At 72.0% G+C, this 15,375-nt stretch carries 9 protein-coding genes; 5 read left to right on the forward strand and 4 right to left on the reverse strand.

The features are described from left to right. The first annotated feature begins 120 nt into the window (after positions 1-120). Both LR269_RS10735 and LR269_RS10740 read left to right on the forward strand, forming a co-directional pair. Positions 121-2,043: a hypothetical protein gene (locus tag LR269_RS10735; protein ID WP_231430784.1), complete on the forward strand. Its 1,923-nt coding sequence runs from the start codon at positions 121-123 to the stop codon at positions 2,041-2,043. After that, positions 2,044-2,985 (forward strand): tetratricopeptide repeat protein, encoded by a 942-nt coding sequence (locus tag LR269_RS10740; protein ID WP_231430785.1) that lies wholly within the window; start codon positions 2,044-2,046, stop codon positions 2,983-2,985. It begins immediately after the preceding gene. Positions 2,986-3,024: 39 nt separating this feature from the next. Here LR269_RS10740 and glgB read toward each other — a convergent pair whose 3' ends face one another. Beyond that, positions 3,025-5,238, reverse strand: a complete 2,214-nt coding sequence (gene glgB / locus LR269_RS10745; protein WP_231430786.1) for a 1,4-alpha-glucan branching protein GlgB — start codon at positions 5,236-5,238, stop codon at positions 3,025-3,027. Beyond that, positions 5,231-7,252: an alpha-1,4-glucan--maltose-1-phosphate maltosyltransferase gene (locus tag LR269_RS10750; RefSeq protein WP_231430787.1), complete on the reverse strand. Its 2,022-nt coding sequence runs from the start codon at positions 7,250-7,252 to the stop codon at positions 5,231-5,233. Before LR269_RS10750 ends, glgB begins: the two co-directional genes overlap by 8 nt. A 121-nt stretch (positions 7,253-7,373) precedes the next feature. On the opposite strand from LR269_RS10750, the gene glgP reads away from it, so the two are divergent. Then, positions 7,374-9,953 carry an alpha-glucan family phosphorylase gene (gene glgP, locus LR269_RS10755; protein WP_231430788.1) on the forward strand — a complete coding sequence of 860 codons (2,580 nt, stop codon included), beginning with the start codon at positions 7,374-7,376 and terminating at the stop codon, positions 9,951-9,953. 48 nt (positions 9,954-10,001) lie between these two features. Here glgP and ybaK read toward each other — a convergent pair whose 3' ends face one another. Continuing rightward, complete coding sequence (ybaK, locus tag LR269_RS10760; protein WP_231430789.1) at positions 10,002-10,502, reverse strand: Cys-tRNA(Pro) deacylase; 501 nt, start codon at positions 10,500-10,502, stop codon at positions 10,002-10,004. Continuing rightward, complete coding sequence (gene glgX, locus LR269_RS10765) at positions 10,499-12,586, reverse strand: glycogen debranching protein GlgX (protein ID WP_231430790.1); 2,088 nt, start codon at positions 12,584-12,586, stop codon at positions 10,499-10,501. Before glgX ends, ybaK begins: the two co-directional genes overlap by 4 nt. Before the next feature lie 100 nt (positions 12,587-12,686). Between glgX and LR269_RS10770 the strand changes: the two genes are divergently transcribed. Further along, complete coding sequence (locus tag LR269_RS10770) at positions 12,687-13,916, forward strand: cysteine desulfurase family protein (protein ID WP_231430791.1); 1,230 nt, start codon at positions 12,687-12,689, stop codon at positions 13,914-13,916. A gap of 85 nt (positions 13,917-14,001) precedes the next feature. Further along, positions 14,002-15,141 carry a tRNA 2-thiouridine(34) synthase MnmA gene (gene mnmA / locus LR269_RS10775; RefSeq protein WP_231430792.1) on the forward strand — a complete coding sequence of 380 codons (1,140 nt, stop codon included), beginning with the start codon at positions 14,002-14,004 and terminating at the stop codon, positions 15,139-15,141. Positions 15,142-15,375: the final 234 nt, after the last annotated feature.

The raw sequence follows: 15,375 nt of genomic DNA on the forward strand, positions 1-15,375 counted from the left end.
GGCTTCGCGATGCCGCGTTTGCGCGTGTCGTTCAGGCGGTGGGCAGGCGACTCCCAGACTCTGCCGGTAGTGTGGAATGTCTTTGTCGGATGCCGCAACAGCGGCTTGGGAGGTCAGTTCGTGCGCTTCGTCTTCGCTATCGTGGCGTTCGTCGCCGCGGCCGTGATGATCGGGCTCGGTATCGCCCAGCGCACGGTGCTCATGGAGCCCGACCGGGCGTCGATGGCGATCGAGTCCGACGGAGAGACGGCGTTCACCGTGCTCGAACCCGACGCGCTCGAAGCGAATCCCGGCAAGCAGGAGATCACCGTCGCCGGCGACGGCGCCATCTTCATCTCGTACGGGCGCAGCGCCGACATGGTCGCCTGGCTCGGGTCGACGCCGTACCAGTCGGTGCACTACGACCCCGAGGCGAAATCGCTCGTGGGCGAGGTCGTCACGACCGACCCCGCCGACGACCCGCAGGCCGAGACACCCACCGAGACCCCCGAGCCGGCCACCACGACCCCTGCCCCGACGGCGACCGCGCCGGCGACGCCGGGTGCGACCGCGACGCCGGCCCCGGTCGATCCCGAGGTGCTCGCGGCTGCGACGCCGGTCGGTTCCGACCTCTGGCTCGACGAGTTCACGGGCGACCGTTTCGTGACGACGACGATCGACGTACCCGAGGGCATCTCCGTGCTCATCGCCTCCGACGGGGTGAATCCCGCGCCGGCCCGAGTCGCGCTCGACTGGCCGAGTGACACGAAGACCCCGTGGGCCGGCCCGCTCATCGCCGGGGGCGCGCTCGTGTTCCTCGTCGGACTCGGCCTGCTCATCTCCGGCTTCGTGCGCCACCGTCGGTCGCGCGGCCCGCGCAGAAATCTCCCGAAGGGCCCCCGTGGCAGGCTGCCGAGCGCGCCGAAGCCCTCGAGGCGCAATCAGGTCACGGCTGGTCGGCGCGCGATCGGTCGCGCGAAGCGGGTCGTGATCGTGCCCGCCCTCCTCGTGCCTGCGCTCGCGCTCAGCGCGTGCTCGGCCGACTACTGGCCGAGCTTCGAGAGCGAAGAGGCTCCCGCGACCACGGCGCCGGCGACCCCCGACGCGAGCGTCGCGGCGACGGAGGCCGCCGACCCCGAAGAGCCCGTGGTCGAGCCCGCCGTCACCGTGCCCCAGATGGAGCGCATCATGCGGAGGATCGCGGTGTTCACGAGCGAGGTCGACCAGGCCGGCGACACCGCCCGCCTGTCCGAGCGATTCGCCGGGCCCGCGCGTGCCGCGCGCGCGGCGAACTACAAGATCCGCGCGACGCTCGCCGACCATCCGCTCCCGCCCGCCATCCCGGCGGCGCCCCTGACCCTGACCCTGCCGCAGCAGTCGACCGGATGGCCGCGGACGGTGCTCACGATCGCGAAGAACGCGGACGACGAGACGATCGCCCCGACCGCGCTCGTGCTCGTGCAGGAGACTCCCCGCGAGAACTACCACGTGGTCTCGCAGACCGCGCTGGTTCCCGACACGGAGATTCCCGAGGTGGCACCGGCGTCGATCGGCGCACCGCCGATCTCGCCGGAGTTCAAGGGCCTCGTCATGCCGACCGGCGAGGTCGCCGCCGCGTACGCCGACATCCTGCAGAACGGGGCTGCGAGCACCTTCGCGCCGATGTTCGATCTCGAGGCGTCCGACCTCGATGAAGCGCTCAACGCCGCGACGCGCAAGGCGGAGGCGGAGAAGGCGAACCCAACCGCGACCCTCACGGTCTCGACCGCAGCCGGTACCGCCCCTGCGATCGGGTTCGGCACGATCGACGCCGGAGCGATCGTGTCGGTCAACGTCATCCGCGGCGAGAAGAGCGTGCCGAACGACGGTGGCACGACCGGCTTCCAGGAAGGCGGCAGTGCCGCAGCGCTCTCGGGGTTCACTGGGCAGAGCGCGAAGGGCGTGCAGCGCGCGAGCGACATCCAGTTGCTCTTCTACGTGCCGGGCGTCGGCGCCGGGGAAGGCGCCCAGATCCAACTCCTCGGCTGGTCCGAGAGTCTCACCGCAGCATCGGAGGTCAAGTAGATGACGAACCCGATTCCGCCCTCAGGCGCATCGCTGCGCGGTGCCGTCGATCTCACGGCGCTCGTGCAGCGCCAGCAGGCGGCCGCCCAGCCGGCCGGCGCCCATGCGCCGGCGTCAGCTGATCGCATCGTCGTCGAGACCGACGACGCCTCGTTCGGCCAGGTCCTCGAGCTCTCGCGCACGCTGCCCGTCGTCGTCGCGGTATGGGCGTCGTGGAGCGAACCGTCCCAGCAGGTGCTCGCGTCGCTCGAGCGGCTCGTGCGTGCTCGCGAGGGCCGGCTCGTGCTCGCGGCGGCCGATGCCGATCGCAGCCCGCAGCTCGTGCAGGCGCTCCAGGTGCAGTCGGTCCCGACGGTCGTCGCCCTCGTCGCCGGTCAGCCCGTGCCCCTGTTCGCGGGCGAGCAGCCCGACGACGTCGTCTCGCAGCTGTTCGACCAGCTCCTCGAGCTCGGCGCGCAGCACGGCGCGGGCGGGCGAATCGAGACCGGTGACGAGGCGGAAGGCGAGGCGCCGCCCACCGAGCAGCCCCTGCCGCCGCTCCACCAGGAGGCGTACGACGCGATCGAACGCCGGGACTACGACGCGGCCGCCGCCGCGTACCGCACGGCCATCGCGCAGGACCCCCGCGACGCGCTCGCGGTCGCCGGCCTCGCCCAGGTGAGCCTGCTCGGCCGGCTCGCCGGCAAGACGCTCGATTCCATCCGCGCCGCGGCCGCCGCCTCTCCCGACGACCTCGGAGCGCAACTCGACGTCGCCGACCTCGACATCTCGGGCGGCCACATCGACGACGCCTTCGACCGCCTGCTGACGCTCTTCCCCGAGCTCGATGCCGACGGTCGCAAGGCGGTGCGGGAGCGGATCGTCGAGCTGTTCGAGGTCGTCGGAACGGACGACCCGCGAGTCGCAGCGGCCCGCGCCCGGCTCGCGAGCCTGCTCTACTGACACCCGTCGAATCGGCGAGCGACGACCCGGCCCCGAGCCCTACTCGTCGAGTTCGAACCAGACGGCGGCGAGCGGCGGCAGCGTGAAGGCCGCCGAGGCCGGCCGCCCCGCCCACGGCACTGCCTCGGCCTCGACCCCGCCGAGGTTGCCGACGCCCGAGCCGCCGAACTCGGAGGCATCCGAGTTGAGCACCTCGCGCCACCGGCCGGTGAACGGGAGGCCCAGCCGGAACCGGTCGTGCGGCCTGCCCGCGAAGTTGACGATGCACAGGAGCGGTCGCCGGTCGCCGTCGTAACGCAGGAACGCGAGGACGTTCTCGGCGGCCGCCCCGCCCTCCACCCACTCGAATCCCGCCGCGTCGTCGTCGAGCTGCCAGAGCGCCGCGGTCGTGCGATACCGGCGGTTCAACGCGCCCACGAACTCGGCGAGCTGCCGGTGCGATGGCTGGTCGAGGATCCACCAGTCGAGGCCGCGCTCTTCGCTCCACTCGCTGAGCTGGCCGAACTCCTGGCCCATGAACAGCAGCTGCTTGCCGGGATGCGCCCACATGAATGCGAGGTAGGCGCGCGTGTTCGCGAGTTGCTGCCAGTGGTCGCCCGGCATCTTGCGCACGAGGGAGCCCTTGCCGTGCACGACCTCGTCGTGGCTGATCGGCAGGATGAAGTGCTCGCTGAACGCGTAGAGGAACGAGAACGTGAGTTCGTGGTGGTGGTGCGAGCGGTACAGCGGGTCGTTCTGGATGTACTGGAGCGAGTCGTGCATCCACCCCATGTTCCACTTGTAGCCGAACCCGAGCCCACCGGATGAGGTCGGTGCGGTGACACCCGGCCACGACGTCGACTCCTCGGCGATCATCACGATGCCGGGATTGCGCTTGTACGCGGTCGCCGTCGCCTCCTGCAGGAAGGCGATCGCCTCGAGGTGCTCGCGGCCGCCGTGCACGTTCGGCAGCCACTCGCCCTCGGCGCGCGAGTAGTCGAGGTAGAGCATGGATGCCACGGCGTCGACCCGCAGTCCGTCGACGTGGAACTCCTCGAGCCAGAACAGGGCGTTCGCGACGAGGAAGTTGCGCACCCGGGGGTTGCCGAAGTCGAAGACGAGGGTGCCCCAGTCGTGCTGCTCGCCGCGCCGCGGGTCGGCGTGCTCGTAGAGGGGTTCGCCGTCGAACCGCGCGAGTGCCCACTCGTCCTTCGGGAAGTGCCCCGGCACCCAGTCCATGATCACGCCGATGCCGGCGCGATGCAGCCGATCGATGAGGTAGCGGAGGTCGTCGGGAGAGCCGAACCGGCTGGTGGCGGCGTAGTAGCCGGTCACCTGGTAGCCCCACGACCCGCCGAACGGGTGCTCGGCGAGCGGCAGGAACTCGACATGCGTGTAGCCGAGCCAGTCGAGATACTCGATGAGCTCGTCGGCGACCTCGCGGTACCCCTTGCCCGGGCGCCACGATCCGAGGTGCAGCTCGTAGATCGACATCGGGCGTTCGTGCGCATTGGTCGTGGCACGCCGGTCGAGCCAGTCGCCGTCGCCCCACTCGTACCGGCTGTCGTCGACGATCGAGGCGGTCGCCGGGGCGGTCTCGGCGCGCCTGGCCATTGGGTCGGCCTTCATGATCCACTCGCCGCCGGAGGTGAGCAGCTCGAACTTGTACAGCGCCCCGGACTCGAGGTCGGGTACGAACAGCTCCCAGACGCCCGACGCCCCCATGCTCCGCATGGCGTGACCCGAGCCGTTCCAGCGGTTGAAGGCGCCGACGACCCGCACCGCGCGGGCGCGGGGGGCCCAGACGGTGAACGCGGTGCCGCTCACGCGCCCGTCGACGCCCCAGTGCTCGCGGAAGCGCGCGCCGAGGACCTGCCAGAGCTGCTCGTGTCGGCCCTCGGCGATGAGGTGCAGGTCGAGCTCGCCGATCGTCGGTGCGAATCGGTACGGATCGTCGGCGGTCCATTCCGAGCCGTCGTCGTAGCGGGCCTCGACGAGGTAGTCGGTCGGACCGAAGCGGCCCGCGCCCGCCCAGACGCCGTGCCCGACGTGCTCGAGCGCCAGGGTGGTGCCGTCGGCGAGCACGGCGTCGACGCCCGCGGCCAGCGGTCGGAGCGTGCGGATCGCGGTGAGCGGCCCCGGCTCCTGCGGTGCGTCGAACCCGTGCTGGCCGAGGACCGAGTGGGGATCGCTGTGCCGGCCCTCGGCCACCGCCGCGAGCACCTCGTCGGGCACGACGGGCGCGGTCACCGGGGAGGGGGGCGTGTCAGGCATCCGAGCCTCTTCTCACGTGCAGGATGTGTGCGGGTCGGGTGAAGGCGTCCAGCCGGACGTAGTTCGACGGACCCCACTCCCAGCGCGACCCGGTGACGAGGTCGTCGACCTCGAACCGGGCGCCGGCCCCGAGCCCGATCGCCTCGAGGTCGAGGTGCACGGTGGTCTCGCGCACCGAGTGCGGGTCGACGTTGGCGACGACGATCAGCGTGTCGTCCTCGCCGTCGGGCGTGAACCGGCCGTCGAGGTGCTTCGAGTAGACGAGCACCGAGTCGTCGTCGCTCGCGTGGAAGCGGATGTTGCGGAGCTGCCCGAGTGCGGGGTGCTCCGCGCGGATGCGGTTGAGGATGCCGAGGTAGAGCGCGAGCGAGCGGCCCTCGGCTTCGGCCGCGGCGAAGTCGCGCGGCTTGTACTCGTACTTCTCGTTGTCGATCGCCTCCTCGGCGCCGGGGCGCGCGACCGACTCGAAGAGCTCGAAACCCGAGTAGACGCCCCACAGCGGGGCCGCCGTCGCGGCGATGGTCGCCCGCACGGTGAACGCGGCGGGCCCGCCGAACTGCAGGTACTCGGTGAGGATGTCGGGCGTGTTCACGAACAGGTTCGGCCGCATGAAGTCGGCGGTCTCCTGCGACACCTGGGTGAGGAACTCCTCGAGCTCGGCCTTCGTGTTGCGCCACGTGAAGTACGAGTACGACTGCTGGAATCCCGCCATCGCGAGCGCCTGCATCATCGCCGGTCGCGTGAACGCCTCGGCGAGGAAGACGACGCCCGGGTCGTCGGCGTTCACGGCCCCGATGAGCCGCTCCCAGAAGGCGAGCGGCTTGGTGTGCGGATTGTCGACGCGGAAGATGCGGACACCCTGCTTCATCCAGTGCCGCACGATGCGCAGCACCTCGTCGAAGATGCCCTGGGGGTCGTCGTCGAAGTTGACGGGGTAGATGTCCTGGTACTTCTTCGGCGGGTTCTCGGCGAACCGGATCGTGCCGTCGGGCAGCACCGTGAACCACTCGGGGTGCTCGGCGACCCAGGGGTGGTCGGGCGAGGCCTGGAGAGCGAGGTCGAGGGCGACCTCGATGCCGAGCTGATTCGCGCGGCGCACGAAGGCGCGGAAGTCGGCGAGGGTGCCGAGGTCGGGGTGCACGGCGTCGTGCCCGCCGGCGCTGCCGTCCTTCTGCGGCCCGCCGATCGCCCATGGCGAGCCCGGGTCGCCGGGGCCCGGGTCGAGCGTGTTGTTGGGGCCCTTTCGGTTGGTCACGCCGATCGGGTGGATCGGAGGCAGGTACACGACGTCGAACCCCATCGCGGCGACCCCGTCGAGCCGCTTCTGCGCGGTGCGGAAGGTGCCGCTCTTCCAGGTGCCGTCCTTCTGGCGCTTCGCGCCCTCGGAGCGTGGGAAGAACTCGTACCACGACCCCACTCCGGCGCGGCGTCGTTCGACGAGCAGGCGCTGCTCGGGCGAATCGGTCGACAGCCGGGCGAGCGGCCGCGCGTCGAACTCCGCGAGCACGGGTGCGTCCACGAGGGCGCGGCGGTCGGCGGGGGATGCCTCGCCGTCTCGCAGCGCGCCGGCCAGCGCCGTGAGGCGCTTGCGCACCGCCCGAGGGCGGTCGGTCTCCGCGGCAGCCCGTTCGACGAGCCTCGCGCCGACCTCGTACATGAGCTCGACGTCGACGCCCGCGTCGATCTTGACGCCCGCGTCGTGACGCCAGGTGGCGATCTCGTCGTCGAACCCGGTGACGTGCCATCGCCACTCGCCGGTCTCGTCGAGCTGGACGAGCGCCTCCCACCGATCGGTGCCGGGGGCGAGCGGGGCCATCCGGTGCCGCTGCTCCACGCCCGAGGGACCGTTGATGACGAGCATCGCCCCGACCCGGTCGTGCCCTTCGCGGAACACCGTCGCGCGGAACGGCACGACCTCGCCCTCGAACGCCTTCGGATGCCAGCGGGGGTCGGGCACGGCCGGGGTGAGCCGCGTCACGGGGATGCGGCCGGCGAGCGCGGTAACGGTGGTCACGTTCCGACCGTAGCGCGTCGGCCCGCGCGCGGCCCCAATCGTTCCTCGCGGGTCGAGGAGGACCACGCCCGCGTTGCGCACGGTTCACACGCCCGACACGAGCGCGACCTAGGGTGGAGCCGTGAAGTCGATCCGGAAGTTCACCGTCCGAGCCGTCGTCCCCGTCCGCCTCGGCGCGCTCGAGGAGCTCGCGGCCAACCTGCGCTGGGCATGGCACGAACCGACGCGCCGCCTCTTCGAGCACATCGACCCCGACGCGTGGTCGCGGTCCGAACGTGATCCGGTCACCTTCCTCGGCGAGGTGGATCCGGCACGGCTCGACGCGCTCGCCGCCGACGACGACTACGTCGCATGGGCCGAGCGCGAACGCGAGGGACTGCGCCGGTATCTGGAAGAGCCGCGCTGGTACCAGGGCCTCGAGGGCGAGCGCCCCGGACTCGTTGCGTACTTCTCGCCCGAGTACGGCATCACTGCGGCGCTGCCGCAGTACTCGGGCGGACTCGGCATCCTCGCCGGCGACCACCTCAAGGCGGCGTCCGACCTCGGCGTGCCGATCGTGGCGGTCGGCCTCTTCTACAAGGCCGGATACTTCGCGCAGTCGATCTCCTCCGACGGATGGCAGCAGGAGCGCTATCCCGTGCAGGATCCGGACGGCCTGCCGCTCACGGTGCTGCGCCGCTCCGACGGCAGCGCGGTCCAGGTCTCGCTCGCGCTGCCGGACGGCGGCACGCTGAGCGCCCGTGTCTGGCGAGCGGCCGTCGGCCGCGTCGAGCTGCTGCTGCTCGACACCGACGTCCCGGCGAACAGCGACGAGCATCGCGCGATCACCGACCGGCTCTACGGCGGCGGCAGTGAGCACCGGCTGCTGCAGGAACTGCTGCTCGGCATCGGCGGGGTGCGGGCGTTGCGCGCCTGGGCGGAGCTCGTCGGCGCCCCGGCGCCCGAGGTCTTCCACATGAACGAGGGGCACGCCGGCTTCCTCGGCCTCGAGCGGATCTCGGCCTACATCGGCGAGGGACTCGCCTTCGACGAGGCGCTCCAGCTCGTTCGCTCGGGCACGGTCTTCACGACCCACACCCCCGTGCCGGCCGGCATCGATCGCTTCGACCGCGCGCTCGTCGAGCGCTACGTCACGGCGGAACTGCTGCCCGGGGTCGATCCCGACGCAGCGCTCTCGCTCGGCGTCGAGCCCGGCGCCGACCCTGCGGCGAGCGCATTCAACATGGCCGTCATGGGGCTCCGGCTCGCCGGCCACGCCAACGGTGTCTCCCAGCTGCACGGGCAGGTCAGCCGTCGCATGTTCGGCGACCTCTGGCCGGGTTTCGACGCGGACGAGGTGCCGATCACCTCGATCACGAACGGGGTCCACGCGCCGACATGGACCGATCCGTCGCTCACCGCGCTCGCCGAGCGCGAACTCGGCACCGACGACAGCGAGCACGCCGACTGGCTGAGCCCTGCGGTCGCCGACGCCGATCTCTGGGCCGTCAAGCGGGAGATGCGCGCCCGACTCGTCGCGGATGCCCGGCGGCGGCTCGAGGCGAGCTTCGGCGAGCAGCACGCGGGTGCGCCCGCTCCCGAGTGGATCTCGAACGCACTCGACCCCGAGGTGCTCACGATCGGCTTCGCCCGTCGCGTTCCGACGTACAAGCGCCTGACGCTGATGCTGCAGGATCCGGAACGCCTGAGGGCGATCCTCACCGATCCCGACCGCCCCGTGCAGTTCGTGGTCGCCGGCAAGGCGCACCCCGCCGACGACGAGGGCAAGCGCCTCATCCAGCGCCTCGTCCAGTTCGCGGCGCAGCCCGACGTGCGCGAGCGATTCGTCTTCCTGCCGGACTACGACATGGCGATGGCCGAGCGGCTGTACCCGGGCTGCGATGTCTGGCTCAACAACCCGTTGCGTCCCCTTGAGGCCTGCGGCACCTCGGGCATGAAGGCGGCGATGAACGCCGCGCTCAATCTCTCGATCCTCGATGGATGGTGGGCGGAGTACGCGGGTGACGACTTCGGCTGGGTCATCCCCTCGTCGGATGCGGCCGGCGACGCGGCCGAGCGCGATGCCCGCGAGGCGGGGGCGCTCTACGACCTCCTCGAGCACCGCATCGTGCCGGCGTTCTACGACCGGCCCGTCGAAGCGGACGGGCGGGCCGGCTACTTCGAACGCGACGCTGATCGGGTGCCGGCCGAGTGGCTGCAGATGCTTCGCACGACGATGACCCGCCTCGTGCCCGAGCTCGGTGCCGATCGCATGGTGCGCGAGTACGTCGAGCGGCTCTATCGGCATGCCGGCGAGTCCTTCGAGCGCATGCGCGCCGACGATGCCAGGGGTGCGCGCGAGTTCGCGGCCTGGGCCGCGAGGGTGCGTGCCGCGTGGCCCGGGGTGAAGGTGCTGCACGTCGAATCGGGCGGGCTCGACCAGCCCGCGGTCGGCGACGAGCTGCACGTGCGCGCCGAGGTCGAGCTCGGGGGCCTGGGCGCGGACGACGTCGCCGTCGAACTCGTCTCGGGCCGAAGCCTCGCGGACGACTCGATCGGCGACCCGCGCCGCACCGCGCTCGTCCCCGCGGCCGGAGGCGGGTACGAGTGCACCGTCACGCTCGATCGTGCCGGAGCGTTCGGCTACTCGGTCCGGGTCGTCCCGTCGCATCCGCTCATGACGAACCCGGCGGAGCTCGGACTCGTCGCGATCGCATCCTGACGACCGGGCGATGACCGCGACCGGCGGCGGACTCGACGCCGGGTCGCGTCAGCGGGCGCGGGCGATCGGCGCGTAGCGGCCGCCGGTGACGGCGAGGAGGTCGTCGGGGGAGAGCTCGAGGTCGAGACCGCGCCGGCCGCCCGAGACGCAGATCGTCTCGCAGATGATCGCCGACTCGTCGAGCACCGTCGGCAGCGGAGTCTTCTGGCCGATGGGGCTGATGCCCCCGACGACGTACCCGGTCTTCCGCTCGGCGACCCTGGGGTCGGCCATCTCGGCGCGCTTCCCGCCGAGCGCGGCCGCGAGCGCCTTGAGGTCGAGCTGCATGGCGACGGGCACGATGCCGACCGCGAGCGCGCCGTCGACGTCGGCCAGCAGGGTCTTGAACACGCGGCCCGGGTCGATTCCGAGCTTCTCAGCGGCCTCGAGGCCGTACGCGGCGGCGCGCGGGTCGTGCTCATAGGCGAGCGGGGTGAACGCGACGCCGGCCCGAGCGAGGGCGAGCGTCGCGGGCGTACCCGCCGACGAGGCATCCGCCTTCTTGGTCACCGCCCACCGCCCTCGGCGCGGAACAGGCGCATCGACGGGCCGGTGATGCGCAGGCGCGCACCGGGGGCGAGTTCGCCCCCGCCCGAGGAATCGGTCTCGGGCGTCTCCTCGGCGGAGTCCCACAGCGGCAGGTAGCCGGTGACGCCGTCGACGGCCGGCAGCACCACGTCGGCCTCCGTCTCGCGGGCGTGCACGACGAGCAGGATCCGGTTGAACGCCTCGGTCTCGGGCGTCGACGCCGCGACGAACTGCAGGGTGCGTTCGACCGGCGAGTTCCAGTCGTCGATGCCCATGGTCTCGCCGTCGGCGTTGAACCAGTACATCTCCGAGGCGCTCGGCGTCGTCTCGCCGTCGCGGCCGAAGCGGATCGGCCGGAGGGCCGGGTTCTCGGCGCGCAGGCGCAGCAGGTGCCTCGCTGTGGCGAGGAGCGCCGGTGCATACCGGGGGCGCTCGGCCGGATCCCACGCGAGCCAGGTGAGCGGCGAGTCGTGGCAGTACGCGTTGTTGTTGCCGCGCTGGCTTCGTCCGAACTCGTCGCCCGCGGTCAGCATCGGAACCCCGGCCGACAGCAGCAGGGTGCCGAGCAGGTTGCGGATGCTTCGCCGCCGTGCCGCCCGGACGACGGGGTCGGCCGCCTCACCCTCGACCCCGTGGTTGTACGAGTTGTTGTGATCGGTGCCGTCGCGGTTCTGCTCGCCGTTGCCGAGGTTGTGCTTGACGTCGAACGCGGTCAGGTCGGCGAGCGTGAACCCGTCGTGCGCGGTGACGAAGTTGAGGCTCGCGAGCGGGCCGCGCTCGGGCGAGAACGTGTTCGACGACCCCGCGAGCCGGGTCGCGAAGCGGCCGATGCCGCTGCCCGCCGAACCCGATTCGCGCTCGCGGCGCAGGTCGCCGAGCCAGAAGTCGCGCATGCGGTCGCGGTAGCGGTCGTTCCACTCGCTGAAGCCCGTCGGGAATCCGCCCGTGCGCCATCCGCCCGGACCGACGTCCCACGGCTCGGCGATGAGCTTCGAGGCGCCGATCACCGGGTCGTCGAGCATGCCGCGCAGCAACGGGTGGTCGGGGGTGAACTCGCCGTTGGCATCGCGACCGAGCGTCGCCGCGAGGTCGAGGCGGAACCCGTCGACCTGCAGTTCGCCGCTGAAGTAGCGCATCGAATCGAGCACGAGCCGCACCGCGGCGTCGTGCCCGAAGTCGACCGTGTTGCCGCAGCCGGTCGTGTCGACGTACCGGCCGTGCGCGTCGTGTCGGTAGTAGTTCGCGTTGTCGATGCCGCGGAAGCTGTAGGTCGGCCCTTCGCGCCCCTCCTCGGCCGTGTGGTTGTATACGACGTCGAGCACGACCTCGAGGCCCGCTTCGTGCAGGCGACGGACCATGCCGGCGAACTCGCGGCGCACGGCGTGCGCGCCTGCGGCCTGCGCTGCGGCGCTCGCGTACGGCGCGTGGGCGGCGAAGAACGCGAGGGTGTTGTAGCCCCAGTAGTTCGGCTTGCCCTGGCGCACGAGCCGCTGCTCGGGGACGAACGCCTGCACCGGCAGCAACTCGACCGTCGTCACCCCGAGGCCCGTCAGGTATTCGAGCGAGGCGTCGTGGGCGAGCCCGGCATAGGTGCCGCGGAGCGGCTCGGGGATCGCGTGGTTGAGCTTCGAGAACCCGCGCACGTGCGTCTCGTAGACGACCGTGCGATCGAGCGGCACCGCGGGCTTGCCGACGCCGCCCCAATCGAAGGCCGCGTCGGCGAGTCCGCCGAGCACGACGCCGCGCCACGAGCCGTCATCGGCACGGGCGAGGCCGCGCGCGTACGGATCGAGCAGCGTGTGCACGGGGTTGAACGCATGATCGAACCCGGCGGGACCGTCGACCCGCAGCCCGTAGTGCGCGCCGGGCACCAGCGACGGGGAGTCCCCCGTCCAGACGCCGTCGGCATCGCGGGCGAGCGGCACGCGTTCGGCCGCCCAGTCGAGGTCGTCGGGATCGAACACGACGAGGTCGACGCTCGTCGCGTGCTCCGACCACACCCGGATGCGCCCGCCGTCGGCGTCGGCGCGGACGCCGAGCTCATCGAGGGGATCGGGCGCGGGCATGCGATCTACAGTAGTTCTTGCGGGAGCGACCGCTGGAAGCGCATGCAGGCGGCGCGCCGAGGCATCCATCTCGGATCGGACGACCACGAAGGGCGGGCGAATGGTCTACCTCGACCACGCGGCGACCACGCCGATGCTGCCCGAGGCGATCGAGGCGATGACCGCCGCGCTCGCCGTGGTCGGCAACCCCTCGTCGATCCACAGCGCGGGCCAGCAGGCGAAGCGCCTGCTGGAGGAGTCGCGCGAGCGGATCGCCGCGACGCTCGGCGTCGACGGCATCGAGATCGTGTTCACCGGCAACGGCACCGAGGCGGTCAATCTCGCGATCAAGGGACTGTGGTGGCAGCGGCGCGGCGCGGGCGGTGCCGACCGCTCTCGCATCCTGGTTCCGGCCGGAGAGCACCACGCCACGATCGACACGGTCGACTGGCTCGCCGAGCACGAGGGCGCCGAGATCGTCGAGATCCCGCTCGACGAGGTCGGGCGGGTGCGGCTCGACGTGCTCGCGGCGGAACTCGCCGATGCCGAAACGGTCGCGCTCGTCACCATGCTCTGGGCCAACAACGAGGTCGGCACGATCCAGCCGGTCGAGGAGGTCGCCCGACTCGCCGCCCGCGCCGGGGTGCCCCTGCACGTGGATGCCATCGCCGCCTACGGCCAGGTGCCGATCGACGTGCGCGCGCTGCGCCGCGCGACGGAGGCACCGCGTGGCGCCGGGCTCGTCGCACTCAGCGTCTCGGCGCACAAGATCGGCGGGCCGGCGGGCATCGGCGCACTCGTGCTCGACCGCTCCGCAGCGGTCGAGCCGCTCATCCACGGTGGCGGGCAGCAGCGCAAGGTGCGGTCCGGCACCCAGGATGTGGCGGCGGCGGCGGCCTTCGCGGCGGCGGCCGAGATCGTCGCGGCGCGCCTCGACGACGATGCGACCCGCATGGCCGGGCTCCGCGACCGTCTCATCGCCGGCGTGGTCGAGGCGGTGCCGACTGCGCGACTGTCGGGCGATGCCGGGCCCGGGGCATCCGCCCGGCTGCCGGGAAACGTGCACTTCTCCTTCCCCGGTTGCGAAGGCGACTCCCTGCTCTTCCTGCTCGATGCGGCCGGGGTGGCCGTCTCGACCGGCTCCGCCTGCCAGGCGGGTGTGCCCGAGCCGTCCCACGTGCTCATGGCGATGGGTCGGTCCGAGTCCGACGCGCGCGGTGCGCTGCGGATCACGCTCGGGCACGCGTCGACCGAGGCCGACGTCGATGCCTTCCTCGCCGCACTGCCCGCTGCGCACGCCCAGGCGGCGAAGGCCGGGCTCGCCGGCCGGGCGACCTCGTTCGACCGCTGACCGTCGATCGGTGATCGCTTCGGGCGCGCCGCGCATCGAGGAGCCGCCCACCGCCTCTTCAGACTGCCCTGCCTACACTGGAGGGGTGAAGGTCCTTGCAGCGATGTCAGGCGGCGTCGACAGCGCCGTCGCGGCCGCGCGCGCCGTCGAAGCCGGCCACGAGGTCGTCGGCGTGCATCTCGCGCTGAGCCGCATGCCGGGCACCCTGCGCACCGGCAGCCGCGGGTGCTGCACCATCGAAGACTCGATGGACGCGCAGCGCGCGGCGAACGTGCTCGGCATCCCGTACTACGTGTGGGACTTCTCCGAGCGGTTCAAGGCCGACGTCGTCGACGACTTCATCGCCGAGTACTCGGCCGGCCGCACGCCGAATCCGTGCATGCGCTGCAACGAGCGCATCAAGTTCGCGGCCCTCCTCGAGAAGGCGCTCGCCCTCGGGTTCGACGCCGTCGCCACCGGACACTACGCGAAGGTCGTCACGGGCGACTCGGGTGCGCTCGAGCTGCACCGGGCGAACGCCGAGGCGAAGGATCAGTCGTACGTGCTCGGCGTGCTCACGGCCGAGCAGCTCGCGCACGCGTACTTCCCGCTCGGCGACACGGCGTCGAAGCAGCTCGTACGTGCCGAGGCGGCCCGGCGCGGGCTCAGCGTCGCGCAGAAGCCCGACTCGTACGACATCTGCTTCATCCCCGACGGCGACACGAAGGGCTGGCTCGCCGACAAGGTCGGCGTCGCCGAAGGCGACATCGTCGACCGATCGGGCTCCGTCGTCGGATCGCACGATGGGGCGCATGCGTACACGGTCGGGCAGCGCAGGGGCCTGCGCCTCGGCACGCCCGCGCCCGACGGCAAGCCGCGCTTCGTGCTCGAGGTGCGACCGAAGGAGAACACCGTCGTCGTCGGCCCGAAAGAGGCGCTCGCCGTCGCCGAGATCGCGGGAGCGCGATATTCGTGGGCCGGGCTCGATCCCGTCGCGTCGGGAATCATCGCCTCGCCCGGCGAGGCGTTCGACTGCGAGGTGCAGATCCGCGCGCACGCCGACCCGGTGCCGGCCGTCGCCCGCATCGATCAGGATGCTCCCGGCTCCGCCGAACTCGTCGTCCGCCCCGCCGAGCCGCTCGGCGGCGTCGCCCCGGGCCAGACCGCGGTGCTCTACGTCGGCACGCGAGTGCTCGGCCAGTTCACGATCGACCGAACCGTGAGCGCGGTGCCGGTCGAGGCATAGGCTCGCCGCCGGGCCGCACCGCCGGGCGCTCCGCGTTGCTGCCGTCGAGATCGACGGCGGGTGCGCCTCGCCCTCGCCCTCGGGGTCGCCGGTCGCATGGCCCGCTTCAGCGGCGTCGTGCAGGGACTCGCGGTCCGGGCGGGGGCCCTCCTCGCCGCGATCGTGGGTGCGGTGGTGAGCGTGGTGGCCGGCAGGAGCGCCTCCGTGCTCGGCTCCTTCGACGCCTTCCCGCGG

The sequence above is a fragment of the Agromyces sp. S2-1-8 genome (assembly GCF_021129215.1).
GTDB classification, from domain to species: Bacteria; Actinomycetota; Actinomycetes; order Actinomycetales; family Microbacteriaceae; genus Agromyces; species Agromyces chromiiresistens.